At 72.7% G+C, this 14,561-nt stretch carries 10 protein-coding genes; all 10 read right to left on the bottom strand.

Annotated elements, in window-relative coordinates:
• Window positions 1-62: 62 nt before the first annotated feature.
• Window positions 63-1,982 carry a DUF2264 domain-containing protein gene (locus ACQEU8_RS28525; protein WP_433106062.1) on the bottom strand — a complete coding sequence of 640 codons (1,920 nt, stop codon included), beginning with the start codon at window positions 1,980-1,982 and terminating at the stop codon, window positions 63-65.
• Window positions 1,979-2,989 (bottom strand): hydroxyacid dehydrogenase, encoded by a 1,011-nt coding sequence (locus ACQEU8_RS28520; protein WP_433106060.1) that lies wholly within the window; start codon window positions 2,987-2,989, stop codon window positions 1,979-1,981. The genes ACQEU8_RS28525 and ACQEU8_RS28520 overlap by 4 nt, the downstream gene beginning before the upstream one ends.
• A gap of 38 nt (window positions 2,990-3,027) precedes the next feature.
• A complete protein-coding gene (locus tag ACQEU8_RS28515) occupies window positions 3,028-3,894 on the bottom strand; it encodes a carbohydrate ABC transporter permease (RefSeq protein ID WP_433106058.1) in 867 nt (288 codons plus the stop codon).
• A complete protein-coding gene (locus tag ACQEU8_RS28510; RefSeq protein ID WP_433106056.1) occupies window positions 3,894-4,907 on the bottom strand; it encodes a carbohydrate ABC transporter permease in 1,014 nt (337 codons plus the stop codon). The genes ACQEU8_RS28515 and ACQEU8_RS28510 overlap by 1 nt, the downstream gene beginning before the upstream one ends.
• Window positions 4,904-6,247: an ABC transporter substrate-binding protein gene (locus tag ACQEU8_RS28505; protein WP_433106054.1), complete on the bottom strand. Its 1,344-nt coding sequence runs from the start codon at window positions 6,245-6,247 to the stop codon at window positions 4,904-4,906. The genes ACQEU8_RS28510 and ACQEU8_RS28505 overlap by 4 nt, the downstream gene beginning before the upstream one ends.
• A 250-nt stretch (window positions 6,248-6,497) precedes the next feature.
• Window positions 6,498-7,586, bottom strand: a complete 1,089-nt coding sequence (locus ACQEU8_RS28500) for a substrate-binding domain-containing protein (protein WP_433106052.1) — start codon at window positions 7,584-7,586, stop codon at window positions 6,498-6,500.
• Between the two features lie 60 nt (window positions 7,587-7,646).
• Complete coding sequence (locus ACQEU8_RS28495; RefSeq protein WP_433106050.1) at window positions 7,647-8,444, bottom strand: lysophospholipid acyltransferase family protein; 798 nt, start codon at window positions 8,442-8,444, stop codon at window positions 7,647-7,649.
• A complete protein-coding gene (locus tag ACQEU8_RS28490) occupies window positions 8,441-9,193 on the bottom strand; it encodes a GNAT family N-acetyltransferase (protein WP_433106048.1) in 753 nt (250 codons plus the stop codon). The genes ACQEU8_RS28495 and ACQEU8_RS28490 overlap by 4 nt, the downstream gene beginning before the upstream one ends.
• 159 nt (window positions 9,194-9,352) lie before the next feature.
• Complete coding sequence (locus ACQEU8_RS28485) at window positions 9,353-12,211, bottom strand: NHLP bacteriocin export ABC transporter permease/ATPase subunit (RefSeq protein WP_433108789.1); 2,859 nt, start codon at window positions 12,209-12,211, stop codon at window positions 9,353-9,355.
• A gap of 176 nt (window positions 12,212-12,387) precedes the next feature.
• On the bottom strand, window positions 12,388-14,505 hold the full coding sequence (locus ACQEU8_RS28480; RefSeq protein ID WP_433108787.1) for an NHLP family bacteriocin export ABC transporter peptidase/permease/ATPase subunit: 2,118 nt from the start codon (window positions 14,503-14,505) through the stop codon (window positions 12,388-12,390).
• Window positions 14,506-14,561 lie beyond the last annotated feature (56 nt).

The following is a 14,561-nucleotide window of genomic DNA, read 5'->3' as shown; positions in this document are numbered from 1 at the left end:
GAGGGGGCATCCTTCCGGCCCTGCATGAGGGGCAGCAACCGGATTTCGCCCGCTCGCAACCCTCAGCCGGTCCCGGCCTCCTCGACCGTCAGCGGATCGAAGCCGACCCGCACCCGCCCCCCGCCGTCGCCCCACGCGATCTCCAGGCTCTCCGCCCCTCCGGCCACGGAAGCCCGTGGTGCGGCAGCGCTCCCCGCGCTGTCGCCCAGCGCGGCCGCCGCCACACAAAGCCCCGTACCGCTCACCTCTCCCTCCACCACCGGCATCCGCACCCACCGCGTGTACGCGGTCCCGTGCGGGGCCCGCAGCGGGGCGGCGGGCGTAAGACCGTGCAGGGGGAGCAGATCCGTGGCCAGCGGTTCGTCGGCCGCCCAGCCCGTCAGCCGTACCCGGGTGCCGGCGGGTGCGCCCACCACCCGGTGCGCCCGTACCTCCCAGCGGCCGCGTACCACCGTCACGCTCTCCACCCGCAGGGACGGCGGCGCCGGTACGTCGGCCGGGAAGGCGGGCCGGTGCCAGGACGCCGCCCAGCCCCACTCCCCGTCCGCAGCCGATGCGGCGCCCAGCGGATGGACCCGCCGCCGTACGCTCCACGCGCCGGGACCCGCCGGGAGGCGGAGCGCCAGATGGTTGTCGGGCGGGTTGTCGCGGGCTGTCGGGCCCGTCGCTGTGGAGTACGCGAAGCGCGCGTACAGCGGGTCCTCCTCCTCGAACACCTCGCCCTGCCAGGGCCGTACGGTGTCGCTGCCGTGGTTGTGCAGCCGGACCAGCCCGTCGCTGCCGGTCGACTGGAGGAGCAGCCCCGGTGCCGCCACCGCCAGTGCCCGGTCGGCGCCCTCGCTCGGCGCGGCCTCCTCGGTCGCCGTCCACAGCGGATCGCCGGGCGGTACGAGCAGCGCCACGAACCCCTTCGACGCCCAGTACGGGGACGCCGGACCCGAGTACGTCTGCAACGTCGCGTCGTGCGGGCCGTGCCAGCCCAGGGTCAGCAGCCCGTCGGCGTCGACCGCGCCCCGGTCGAGGAAGTAGCGCAGCGCGCCGCTCAGCAGCCGCCGGGAGACACCGGGGGCCAGCGGCGTGTTCCCGGTCAGCGCGCCGAGCCCGACGGCGGCGCAGGCGGCGAAGCGGTAGGTGAGGGAGCGGCCGAAGTGCAGCGGGGCGCCGTCGCCGCCGAACATCAGCGCGAAGCTCGACAGATGGTCGCGCAGCCGCGGACCGTAGCGGGCCAGCAGCGCCTCGTCGCCCGCGAGATGGGCGTGCAGCAGCGGATACAGGTGCAGCGCCCAGCCGTTGTAGTGGTCGAAGGCGCGGCCGTCACCGTCCGCGTACCAGCCCTCGCCGCGCCACCAGCCCTCCAGCAGCTCCAGCCCCCGTGCGATCGCCGCACCCGTCTCCGCGTCGCCGCGCCCCGCCGACTCCAGGAACCCGGCGACACAGAGCGGGAACAGATACCAGTTGTTCGGCGCCGGGGTGTGCCGCAGCGCGCCCCGCAGCCACTCCTCGGCCCGGTCCCGGGTGGCGTCGTCCAGCCGGTCCCACAGCCACGGCCTGGTCAGCCGCAGCCCCAGCGCGACCGACGCTGCCTCCACCATCGGCTGGCCCGCCGTGGTGTGGTCGAGGATCAGCGGCCATGACTCGGTGTCGTCCCGGCCCGGGGTACGGGTGCCCGCCGCCAGGCCCTCGGCGTAGCGCTCCAGCAGCCCCGCGGGGTCGGCGCCGTCCCCGCCCGCGGTGCGGAAGGCAGCCGCCAGGAACGTACGGGCGTAGCCCTCGAGCCCGTCCGAGCGCGTGCCGGAACGGGAGGGCCGGCCCGGCAGATCCAGCAGCGCCCCCCGCGGGGTGGCCCACCGCCACGCGGCCCGCACCAGTCCATCCGCCGCGGCCTCCCAGTGGGCGCGGGTGTAGCCGGTACGGGGGCTGAGGGAGTGGTCGAGCGGCGGCAGGCCGAGTATGCCGGGCGCGCCGGTTGGTTGCGCTGTCACGCCAGAAGCTCCTTCCGGTCGGGGCTCACGGGGTGCGCGAAGCCCTCGCCGGCCGCCCAGCGGCGCACCTCCTGGAGGGCCGATTCCGCCAGCCGGTCCAGCTCGTTGCCCTGCGAGCCGGCCAGGTGCGGGGTGAGCAGCGTGTTGTCGCACTCCCACAGCGGATGGTCCGGGGGCAGCACCTCGGGCTCGGTGACATCCAGTACGGCGCGGATACGGCCGCTGAGCAGTTCCCTGGTGAGCGCCTCCTGGTCGACGACCGCGCCGCGCGCGGTGTTGATCAGCGTTGCGCCGTCCCGCAGCAGACCGAGGAGTTCACCGCTCACCAGTCCGCGGGTCGCGGGCAGCAGTGGGGTGTGCACGCTGACCACGTCGGACGCCGCGAACAGTTCGGCCGGCTCCGCCTTGGCCGCGCCGAGCGCCGCCGCCTCGGCTTCGCCGACGTACGGGTCGTAGAGGAGGACACGCAGATCGTGCGGGCGCAGCAGCTCGATGACGCGGCGGCCGACGAGGGAGGCGCTCAGAATGCCCACGGTGCGGCGGTAGTTCCCCAGCGCCGGGTCGGGGAAGAGCCAGTCGGCACGGTCGCGCTGTGCGCGGTAGGCGCGGGCCGCGGGCAGCACCTGCTTGTTCGCCAGCAGGATCATGGCGAGCGTGTACTCGGCGACAGGTGCCGCGTTCGCCGCCGCCGCCGTGGAGACCTCGATCCCGCGGGCCCAGCACGCCGGGGTGAGGTGGCCACGGACGCTGCCCGCCGTGTGCGCCACGGCACGCAACTTCGGGGCGTGCGCGAGCACTTCGGCGTCCAGCGGGGGGCAGCCCCAGCCGGTGATCAGGAGCTCCACCGCAGGGAGCACCCTGCGGGCCGTGTCCGTGGTGAAGTCGGTCAGCACGGGCTCGGCGAGGTCCACCACCTCGCCGAGCCGGTGCCGGACGGCGGGCTTCAGTACGGCCCCCGCCGCCCTCTCGTCCATGGCGAGGGCGGCGACTGGTTTGGTGCCGGGCATTCTGCTCCTGGGATGTCGGTGAGCTTACGGACACGGGTTCATTTGACGCTGCCCGCCGTGAGGCCGGACTTCCAGTAGCGCTGGAGCAGTACGAAGGCGGCGATCAGGGGGAGGACGGCCAGCAGGGAGCCCGTTATGACGACGGGGTAGTAGTCGGGCGTCACCACGGCTGAGCTGTTCCAGACGTAGAGCCCGAGGCTCACCGGGAAGAGCGAGTGATCGGACAGCATCACCATGGGCAGGAAGAAGTTGTTCCAGATGGCGGTGAGCTGGAACAGGAATACCGTCACCACACCGGGCCCCAGCATCCGCAACGCGACCCGGAAATAGGACGCCAGCTCGCCCGCGCCGTCCACCCGGGCCGCCTCCAGCACCTCGTCGGGAACGTATCCCTGGCTGAAGACCCGCCCCAGATACACCCCGAAGGGGTTGAACAGCACGGGGACGAACACCGACCAGAAGGTGTTGACCACCCCCACCTTCGACGCCATCAGATACAGCGGGAGCGCCAGCACGGTGGGCGGCACCATGACGCCGGCCAGCACCAGCCCGAACAGCTTCTCCTTGCCGCGGAAGCGGTACTTGTCGAAGGCGTAGCCGCACGCGACGCTGATCATGGAGCCCAGCGCCGCGCCCAGCACCGCGTACAGCAGGCTGTTGACGTACCAGCGCCCGTAGACGCCGTCCTCCATGGCGAAGAGCGCGGAGAGGTTGTCGGCGAGGGAGAAGTCGCCCGCTGAGAGCACGTCGCTGCGGAAGAGCGCGTCCCGGTTCTTGGCGGCGGCCAGCAGCAGCCACAGCACCGGCAGCAGGGTGTAGAGGACGGACAGGCCGACGACGGCGTTGACGGCGGTCCGCCCCAGCAGCCGCGGCCGCGCCGCACGCGGGGAAACCTGGGTGCTCATCAAGAACCCTCCTGTGCCGCGCCGCCGCCCCCGCCGCCCGTCCCCGTACGGTTGCTCCACCGGCTCAGCCCGTACGACAGCGCGACGGTGACGGCCAGCAGTACCACCGAGGCGGCGGCTGCCAGGCCGTAGTTGTTCCGGTTGAAGGCGGCGTCGTAGATGTACATGTTCGGCGTGTAGCGGCTGCCGACCACCTGCGTCGCCTGGCTGATCAGCATCGGTTCGGTGAACAGCTGGAGCGACCAGATCAGCGTGAACATCGCGACCATCACACCCGAAGCACGCACCAGCGGCACCTTGATCCCCAGTGCGGTACGGACCGGTCCGGCGCCGTCCACCAGCGCCGCCTCCGTCAGCTCACGCGGCACGGCCTGGAGCGCGGCGTAGAAGATGACGGTGTTGTAGCCGAGGTTGCTCCACAGCGCGATGTTCACGATGGACGGCAGGACGGTGTCCACGCCGAGGAAGTCGACCGTGATGTCGGCCTTGCTCAGCGCCTCGACGACCGGGCTGAGTCCAGGCGTGTACAGATACAGCCAGATGACGGCGGCGATGATGCCGGGCACCGCGTGCGGCAGGAACAGCGCCAGCTGCGCGGTGCGCCGCAGCCGCACCGCGCCCGAGTCCAACAGCAGCGCCAGCGCGAGCGCCAGCAGCACCATCAGCGGGATGTAGACGAGACAGTAGAGCGCGGTCGTACCCAGGCCCGCGAGGAACGTGGGGTCGGACAGTACGGCCCGGTAGCTGCGCAGCCCGGCGAAGACGGTGCGCTCGGGACCGAATCCGAGCCCGGGGTGGTCGTCGCTGAAGAAGCTGAGCCACAGCGCACCGCACACCGGCACCAGGAAGACGACGACCAGCAGCACGAAGAACGGCGTCATCAGCGCCGCGCACGCCCCCAGCCGGCGCCGCCGCGCAGTGCGCCGCGCCCGGCTCTCCGGGGCGGCGGCCGGGCGGCTGTCGGCGCCGACGGCCGTCTCCGTACCGGTTCCCGGAACGGCGGTCGCGCTCATCGTGACCCCTCCCGTGCGTTCAGCCCGAGGGACTCCAGGTCGGGCATCGTCGCGCGCTGGCCGGCGCGCAGCGCGCCGAGCACGGTGTCCTCCCCCGCACCGACGCGGGCCACCCGGTCCTGGACCGTCTTGAGGGTGGCCGTCATCCGCGGGCCCCACTTCCACTGCCCCGAGATGTGGCGGGCCTCGCGCCGGAACAGCTGGTAGATGTCCTGCCCGGCGAAGTAGCTGGTGTCCATCTCCGTCCGGGCGACCCGGACCAGCCCGGTGGCGGCCGGGTACTGGCTGCTGATGCCGCTGGACAGCCGGGCCTTGAGGGCTTCGGGGCTGGAGACCTGCCACTCGATGAAGTCCATGGCCTCCTTCGGGTGCCGGCTGTCCTTGGTGACGGCGAACGTGGAGCCGCCGTGGGTGCCGACGCGCGGACGTTCCGGGTCCCACTGGGGCATCGGGGCCACCCGCCATTTGCCCTTCTGGCCCGGCTGGGCGGACATCGTCCCGCCCGCGTCCCAGGCGCCGGCCAGCTTGCCGAACACCTCGCCCCTGCCGACCTGCGCCGAACCGGCCTGGGTGTCCACGGGGTTGAGGAAGACCAGCTTCTCGTCGATCAGCCGCTGCCAGTAGGCGGCCACCTTCCGGGTGGGCTTGTCCGTCATGGAGACGGTCCAGGTCCCCTCCCTGGTGTCGAACCACCGCGCACCCGCCTGCCAGGCCCAGGCCGCCAGTTGGGTGCCGCCGTCGGTGGGGAAGGTGGCGATCCGCGAGCCGGGCGCCGCGCGCTTGATCTGCCGCGCCGCCTTCTCGAACTGGGACCAGGTGCGCGGCACTTCGATGCCGTGCTTGGCGAACAGATCGCGCCGGTAGAGGAAGACCATCGGCTCCACGTCCAGCGGCACGCTGAACGTGCGCCCCTCGAACGTGGTCAGGGCCAGCGCCTGCGGCAGCAGCTTCTTCCGCAGCCGCTCGCTGACCAGGGGCGTGATGTCGCGGGCCACCCCGTCGATGGCGAAGCCGGGGACCTGCGGGTATTCGAGGGTGGCGACGTCGGGCGCGTTGCCGGCCCGGGCCGCGTTGCTCAGCTTGGCGTACCCGCCCTGGTTGCCGGCGGGGATCTGCTGGAAGTCGACGTGGACGCGGCGCTGGCTCTTGTTGTAGGCGTCCACCACTTCCTGGCTGCCGCGCAGCGCGGACCAGAAGGTGATGTGGACGGGGCCCTCGCCCGCCGCGTCCGCTCCGGTGGCCGTGCCGCCGCCGGTGCAGGCGGCGGTCAGCAGCAGGGGGAGGGCGGCGAGAGCGGTCAGCGCGGTGCGGGTGAACCGTGGAATACGGCGGCCGTGCACGGTGGATGCCTCCTTCGCGGGAGGAGGGGGACATCCGCATCCTGATCGCTCGAACGAAGAGGGTCAATGGATCGATCAGGGGAAAATAAAGCGGTCAAACGATCGTGCGAGCCCGGGAGTTGACCCCGCCCGGAAACCGGGAGTTGTCCGCCCGCAGAGGCAGCTCACGCCCCCGGGAACCACCGCCGGGCGGCCCTCATCCACCGGGCGGTCCTCATCCGCCGACCGGCGCTCATCCCCCGGCCGGCCCTCATCCGCCGGCCGCGGCGACCCGGGCCGTGGACCCCCGCACCTTCAGCTCGGGCAACAGCTCGATCCGCCGTACCGCCTCCGGCGCCGCACCCCGCGGGTGGTGCAGCCGGCGCAGCAGCAGCTCGGCAGCCGCCCGGCCGATCTCCTCCTTCGGCGGCGCGACAGCCGTCAGCGGCGGACTTCCCAGCGCCGCCACCACATCGTCGTACGCCACCACCGAGCAGTCCTCCGGCACCCGTACACCCTGCTCGCGCAACTGCTGCACCAGCATCAACGCGTCCACGTCCGCGTGCAGCACGGCGGCCGTCGCCCCGTGCTCACGCAGCACCGCGGGCAGATCGACCAGCGACGCAGGGCGCTCCGCACCGTCGCCGGGTCCCGCGCTGAGCACCACCGCCCACCGGGCCACCTCCTCGCGCTCGCCCGCGATCTGCGCGAACGCCGCGCGCAGTGTGCGCCCTGTGGGGCTGTCGTCCCGCGCCGCCAGCACGATACGGCGGTGCCCCAGCGACACCAGGTGGTCCACCGCCAGATGGGCGCCGTACCAGTGGTCGCTGCGGACCGAGTCGTGGGCGTGCAGCGGCGAGCCGGGCGCCGGGCGGCGCTCCATCAGGACGGCGGGCACGGCGAGTTCGGCCAGCCACTCCTCGTCCCGCGCGGCGGAGTCGGCGGTGTGCCAGCGCGGCGAGACGAGCAGTCCGCTCACCCCCTGCTGCACCGCCTGCTGGGCCATCGCCTGTTCCGCACCGGGCTGGTGCGGGGCGATGTGCAGGGCCATCCGCACGCCGGCCGCCTCCAGTGCGGTACGGGCGCCGCGCACCGCCTCGAAAAGATACGAGTGGTTCTCCGGAACGATCAGCCCCACGGCCGGCCCCGAGGCGTCGCGCTGCGCGGGCACCGGCGACAGGGAGCGCGCCACCCCGTGTCCCCGCCGCAACTGCCCCAGTCGCGCCAGCTCTTCCACGTCCCGCCGCAGGGTGACCACGGAAACATCCAGCTCGGCGGCCAGCTGCGCCACCCGCACCTCGCCCCTCGTACGGACCGCCTCCAGCACCCTCTCCCGCCTTCCAGCGGCCCCCTCACGCACGGCGGTATCCCTTTCGTTTGACCGTTTCTCCCTACGATACGGAAACTCGCGCCGCGCGTTTCACAGATGCGCGGGTGTCTCCGTGCCGCGGATCGTCGCCTGGGCCAGGGCGGCGAGCGCGCGGCGGTCGGGGAGGGGGCGCAGCGCTGGATGGGCCGTGACGCGCACGGCCAGATCCCGGGCACTGATCACCCGGTGCAGGGAAGAGGGGAAGGTGTCCTCGCCGAGGAACGCCGCCACGGTGCTGGGCAGGCCCCGCTGCCGGTAGCTGACCGTCACCGGCAGGACGGGGGCGCCCGAGTCGATCGCGGCCTGGAACATCGCACGCCGGAAACCGCTGCCGGACTCGGTGCACCAGGTCGTCCCCTGCGGAAAGACCACGACCGAGCGTCCGCTCCGCAGAGTTGCCGCCACCTGCGCCACGGCGCCGGGAAGGCCGCGCAACCGGTCCCGGTCGATGAACTGCACGCCTGCACGCGCGGCCAGTGCGCCGAACAGCGGCCACTGCGCCACCTCCCGCTTGGCGAGCGCGGTCGCCGGTTCCACCGCGAACAGGGCGATGGCGTCGAGCCAGGAGATGTGGTCCGAGACGATCAGCGATCCCGGCCCGTCGGGGTCATATGGCCGGCTGAAGGCGGACGTCGACGCCTCCAGTTCCAGTCCGAGCGCGCGGATCATCGCGCCGGCGTGGGCGCGCAGCACCTCCCCCCGTGCCAGCCGCCGGCCCGTTGCCAGTCCGCGGGTCAGCGCGCGGGCCACAGCCGCGTACCGGCGCGCCCGGACAACCGCGGCGACCGGCGGCAGCCGGTGCCCGGCGCACGCTGCTGTGCAGGGCGAGGAGACCATCCAGGCGCTCACCGCGACTCGCCGAGGAAGTAGCGGTAGTAGCGGTCGTCGAGGTTTTCCATGTCGAGGACGACGAAGAAGTCCGCGACGCCGAAGTCCGGGTCGTGGGCGGGCGGACCGCACACCCAGGCACCCAGCCGCAGATATCCGCGAAGCAGCGGCGGAAGCTGGGCGTACGACGCGGCCGCGGGCCCGGCCGTCGCGTGCGCCGTCGGGACCCACGGGCGCCTGGGGGATACCGCCATACCGTCAGGCGGCGTGTGCCGCGCTGCACACAGCGACCACACGCTCGCCGCCGCCCGGCCGCCGTCGGCCAGGGGCACCGACGCACAGCCCGCGAGGTAGCGGTGCCCCGAGAGGAGCACATAGCGGGCGAGTGCCGACCACATCAGGTTGATCACGGCCCCGGAGCGGTGGTCGGGGTGCACGCACGAGCGTCCCGCCTCGATCAGCGACGGGCGGATACCGTCCAGCGCGCTCAGCTCGAACTCGGCGTCCGAGTACGAGCGCTCGACCCGTCCCGGAGGCAGGAGGCGGTAGGTTCCGACGACGTCGCCGGTCAGGGTGGTGACGATCAGATGGTCGGTGAAGGCGTCGAAGGCGTCCACATCGTGGCCGGGCAGCGGGGATTCGAGGTCGGCGCCCATCTCCTCGGCGAAGACCAGGTGGCGGAGCCGCTGCGCGGCCCGTACCTCAGCGGCTGAATCGGCGACAGCGGTGACGTAGGCAGTGCTTCCCTTGGCAACGGATGAGAGCGTCATGGCTGCTGGTGCCTCCAGGGCAGGCTCGTTGGGGACTCGCCTCAGGACTGGGGGGTCCCACCGCCCGGAGCGTCACAGCACCGGCCGACGAACGTGTGAGCTGCTCATGAAGCGCGTGCAGCCGTACGCGGTCGAACGCGGATCGCGGCGCACCCCCGCCTACCGCTGGCGCCGCACCAACTCGTGGAAGAGCCCTCCCGCATCGGCCAGCAGTGCGGCAGGGGCACCCTGCTGCACCACGCGGCCCTCGGACATGACGATGACCCGGTCCGCGTCCAGCACGGTGGACAGCCGGTGGGCGATGACGATCCGGGTGGCGCGCAGCTCCCGGGTGGACTCGGTCACCACACGCTGGGTCTCGTTGTCCAGCGCGCTGGTCGCCTCGTCGAAGAACAGCAGCCGCGGCCGCCGCACCAGCGCCTGGGCGATCATCAGCCGCTGCCGCTGGCCGCCGGAGACGGTGCCGCCGCCGTCGGAGAGCATGGTGTGCATGCCCATCGGCATGGCCTTGATGTCGTCTGCCACCCCCGCCATCCGCGCCGCCTCCCACACCTCCTCCAGCGGGAAGGTCTCCGCGCCGCAGATGCACTCCAGGATCGAGCCGGCGTGCGGCTGGGCGTTCTGCAGCACGACGCCGCACTGCCGGCGCACCGCCGCCTGGTCGAGGGCAGCGAGGTCCTGCCCGTCGTAGCGCACCTCGCCCGAGGTGGGCCGGTCGAAGCCGATCAGCAGCCGCAGCAGCGTCGACTTGCCGCAGCCGCTCGCCCCCACGATCGCCACGAACTCCCCGGGCTGGATCCGGAACGAGACGCCGTCCAGCACCAGCGGCCCCTCCTCGGAGTAGCGGAAGGACACGTCCCGCGCCTCCAGGGCGCCCGACAGCCTGCCCGGCTGCACGCTTCCGCCCCGCACCTCCGGCAGCTCGTGCAGCACCGGCTTGATCTGCTCGTACATCGGCAGCACGGTGGCGCACGAGATCAGCGCGTTGGTCAGCTGGGTGATGGACGTCAGCAGCATCGTCATGGCCGTGGTGAAGGTGAGGAACCCGCTCGGGGAGAGCGCGCCCCGCGCGGGACCGGCCAGCAGGACGAACAGCAGCAGCATCGCCAGCGGCAGATAGACGGCGTTGACGACAGTGCTCAGATTGCGGATGCGGCCCGCGCGCCGCTGCAGCTCCCGGCTGTGGGCGAACTCCTTCGCCCACGCCGCGTACGCGAAGGACTCGGCCGCCGCGACGCGCAGCTTCGGCAGTCCGCGCAGGGTCTGGAACGCCTGGTTGTTGAGTTTGTTGTTGAGCTTCACCAAGCGCCGCTGCCAGCGCAGCTGCCACAGCCCGGTGGCGGCGAACACCGCCGCGACCACCGCGAGGACACCGAGCGCCGCCAGGGCCAGCGGCACACTGTAGGCCAGCAGCAGCACGAGGTTGACCGCGGCGACGGTGCCGGACTGCACGACGATCGAGCTGACGCCCGACAGCACCCGCCGGATGGCGCTGACCCCCATGGCGGCGCTGGCCAGCTCTCCGGTGGAGCGCTCGGCGAAGAACCGCGTCGGCAGCCGCAGCAGCCGGTCCCACACCGCCGGTTGCAGCCCGGCCTCGATACGTCCCTCCAGCCGCAGCAGCGCGGTGTTCTGCAACAGCATGAACGCCGCCGCCACCACGGCGGCACCCACGATCGCCGCTGCGGCCTGCACGATGAGACCCCTCTCGGCGTTGGGCACGTACTCGCCGAGCACCTGCCCTGTGGCCACCGGCACCAGCGCGCCGAGGCCGACCGCGACGAGCCCGCTCAGTACGAGCGTGAGCAGGTCCCCGCGGGCGCCGTGCAGCACGAAGCGCAGCAGTCGCCGCGCTGACAGCGGCTGTTCGGGCAGCGGCCGGTAGAACATCACGGCGCGGGGGGCGAGGGTGCCGGCGTTCGACCTGCCGAGCCGCCACCGGCTGCCACTGCCCGGCTGTACCGCCTCGTACCGGCCGCGCCGCCACAGCAGCGCCACCGGCGCCCCGCTCGCGGCCCGGTAGCCCACCAACGGCCCGGTGTTCTCCTTCCACCAGTCGCCGGACAGCTTCACCGGACGGGTGCGCAGCCCCGAGGTGACGGCGAGCCGCTCGACAGGGTCCATCCGGTCGTCGGAGGTGAGCCCGTCCGAAGGCAGCCGCAGCGTGACTCCGGCCGCCTCGGCGACAGCGCGGCACACGGCGACCGTGCTGTCGTCCGAGCCCTGCCCCCCGGTGCCGCCCCGCGCGGACTTGTCGATTGCCGCCAGCAGCGCCTCGTCGGCCTCGGCACGGACGGTCTCGCCCGCCTCCATGCCCGCCGCCGTACGGTCCTCGTGGGTGCGCTCCAGCCGTTCGATCCAGCGGTCCAGGGTGAACAGCAGCCGGGAGAGCTGGTCGACCATGAGCTGCCAGGTCGTACCGTCGATCAGCAGCTCGACCGAGCTGCCGTACTGCACGCTGCCGGGCGCTATCGGCATCCACAGGATGTCGTCGTCGGTCGCGGGCGCCTCATGGCCCCCGTGGCCCTCGTGCCCGGGCTGGCCGTCCAGCGGCGCCTCGAACAGCACCCGCAGCCCCCGGCCGACGCCCCGCGCGAAGGCGTCCTCCAGCGGCCCGAGCACAGCGCCCTGACCCCAGGGGTCGGCCTGACCGCCGTACACCGGGTACGCGCCCGTGTCGTAGGCCGGGTGTTCGCCGGTGTCGTGGACCGGGAAACCGCCGGTGTCGTACACGGGGTGACCCCCGGTGTCGTACACGGGATAGCCACCGGTGTCGTACACGGGATACGAGCCGGTGTCGTACGCCCCCGTGTCGCCGTAGCCGCCGTATTCGCCCCGGGCCGGCTGCCGGAACAGCTCCATCAGCGGTATCCGGCGCAGCACCCCGCCCCGCACCGGCCGTCCGACCAGCGTGTGCCGCGGGCCCTGGACGGGGCCGAGCAGCAGGGTGCCCGCCTCCAGCCGGCCCAGGAAGTGCCAGTGGCCCTGCCCCGCGGCGTCCACCGCGAACACGTCCATCGCGCCGTCCGCGACCAGCCACAGCACCTGCGGCCCCTCCAGCGCCAGACCGCTGCCGGGCGTGTGGGCCACCGCCTCGCCGAGCTGCCCGAAGTGCGCGACCACCACGTCGCTCACCGAGGTGCCGGGCTGTGTCTCCTCACCGGCCGAATGCGCGTACGTCACCTGAAGGTACCTCAATGCTCCTTGACGAGTCGGGCGTACGGGCCCTGCGCGGCGAGCAGTTGCTCGTGCCGTCCCCGCTCCACGACGGTGCCGCGGTCCAGCACCACGATCTCGTCGCTGTCCCGTACGGTGCTCAGCCGGTGCGCGATGACCACGCAGGCGCAGCCGCGCCGCCGCAGGTTGTCGATGATGACGGCCTCGGTCTCGGCGTCCAGGGCGCTGGTCACCTCGTCGAGTACGAGGATGCTGGGCCGCCGCACCAGCGCGCGGGCGATCTCCAGCCGCTGCCGCTGGCCGCCGGAGAAGTTGCGGCCGTCCTGCTCGACGCGGCTGTGCAGCCCGCCGGGGCGGCGCGCGACGTCGTCGTACAGCGCCGCGTCCCGCAGCGCCTCCTCGACCGCCTCGTCCGGGATGGACGGGTCCCACAGCGCCACGTTGTCCCGCACGGTGCCCTCGAAGAGGAACACGTCCTGGTCGACGAAGGAGACGGAGGCCGCCAGCGCGCCGCGCGGCAGGTCCTCCAGCCGCTGCCCGTCGATCCGGATGACCCCCTCCCACGGCGTGTACAGGCCCGCGATCAGCCGGGAGACCGTGGACTTGCCGCTGCCCGAGCCGCCGACCAGCGCGACCTGCCGGCCAGGACCCACGGCCAGCGACAGGCCGGTGAGCAGCGGCTTGTCCAGCGGGTTGTAGCCGAAGGTGACGTTCTCCAGCAGCACATGCCCGGCCAGCCGCCGGGTGCTGGCGGGCGGTTCGCGCCGGGTGTAGAGCGGGTCGGCGGGGAAGGTCTCCACGTCCTTGAGCCGGGCGACATCTGCGGCGAAGTCCTGGATCCGGCCCGCCACCGAGTTCAGCCGGGTCAGCGGTGCGGTGAAGCTGGTGACCAGCGCCTGGAACGCGACCAGCAGCCCCACCGTGATGGCGCCCTCCACCGCCCGCGTCCCGCCGATCAGCAGGATCATGGCGCTGTTGAGCGTCGCCAGCGTCGGCGCGACGACCGCCAGCGCCGCGCTCGGCACCCCGAGCCGCTGCTGTATGTCGAGAGTGGTGGCGTGCTGGCCCGCCCAGCGCCGGAAGTACCCGTTCTCGCCGCCGGTCGCCTTCATCGTCTCGATGAGCTGGAGGCCGCTGTAGGAGGTGTTGGTGAGCTTGGCACGGTCGGCGCGCAGCTTCTGCGTCCCGGTGGCCCGCAGCCGGATCACCACCCGCATCGCCACCACGTTCAGCAGCGCGATCCCCACACCGACGAGGGTCAGCTGCGGATCGTACGTCCACAGCAGCACCGCATAGCCGACGACGACCAACGCGTCCACGCCCGCCGCCGCCAGGTCCCTGGCCAGCGTCTCGGCCACCGTGTCGTTCGACTGCAGGCGCTGAACGAGATCGGCCGGGTTGCGCTGCGCGAAGAAGGTGACCGGCAGCCGCAGCAGATGCCGCAGGAAGCGGGCGCTGCTGAGCGTCGAGGAGATGAGCCGGGCACGCAGCAGGTTGCCCTGCTGGAGCGCGGTCAGTACGCCGGTGAGCAGCACGGTGGCGCCCATCGCGGCGAACAGCACGTCCAGCAGCGAGTCCTGGCCGCCGAAGACGAAGGTGTCGATATAGGTGCGGCTCAGCGCGGGCACCGAGGCACCGACGACCACCAGCAGGAAGCTGGCCACCAGCGCCGCCAGCATCGCCCCCGAGGTGCCGCGCAGCCGGGCCGGCAGGGCGCCGGTGACACCCGGTTTACGGCCGCCGCGCCGGAACTCCTCGGACGGCGCGAAGGTCAGCACGACACCGGTGAAGGAGGTGTCGAACTCCTCCATGGGCACGAACCTGCGCCCCCGGGCCGGGTCGTTGATGTACACGCCGCGGCGGCCGAAGCGGCGGCCGAGGCCGTCGAAGACGACGTAGTGGTTGAACTCCCAGAACAGGATGGCCGGTGCGCGGACCTCGGCCAGCGCCGCGGGCTCCATCTGCATGCCCTTGGCCGTCAGCCCGTAGCCGCGTGCCGCCTTCAGCAGGCTGCTGGCCCGCGAGCCGTCCCGGGAGACGCCGCACGCGATGCGCAGCTCCTCCAGCGGTACGTGCCGCCCGTAGTGGCCCAGCACCATGGCGAGCGCGGCGGCACCGCACTCGACGGCCTCCATCTGGAGCACGGTGGGGGTACGCACGCTCTTGTACCCGCGCTTGGGGCTGCCTTTCG

It is taken from the genome of Streptomyces sp. CA-250714 (assembly GCF_050936705.1).
Taxonomy (GTDB): domain Bacteria; phylum Actinomycetota; class Actinomycetes; order Streptomycetales; family Streptomycetaceae; genus Streptomyces.
This window is presented reverse-complemented; position numbering and strand designations above follow the sequence as displayed.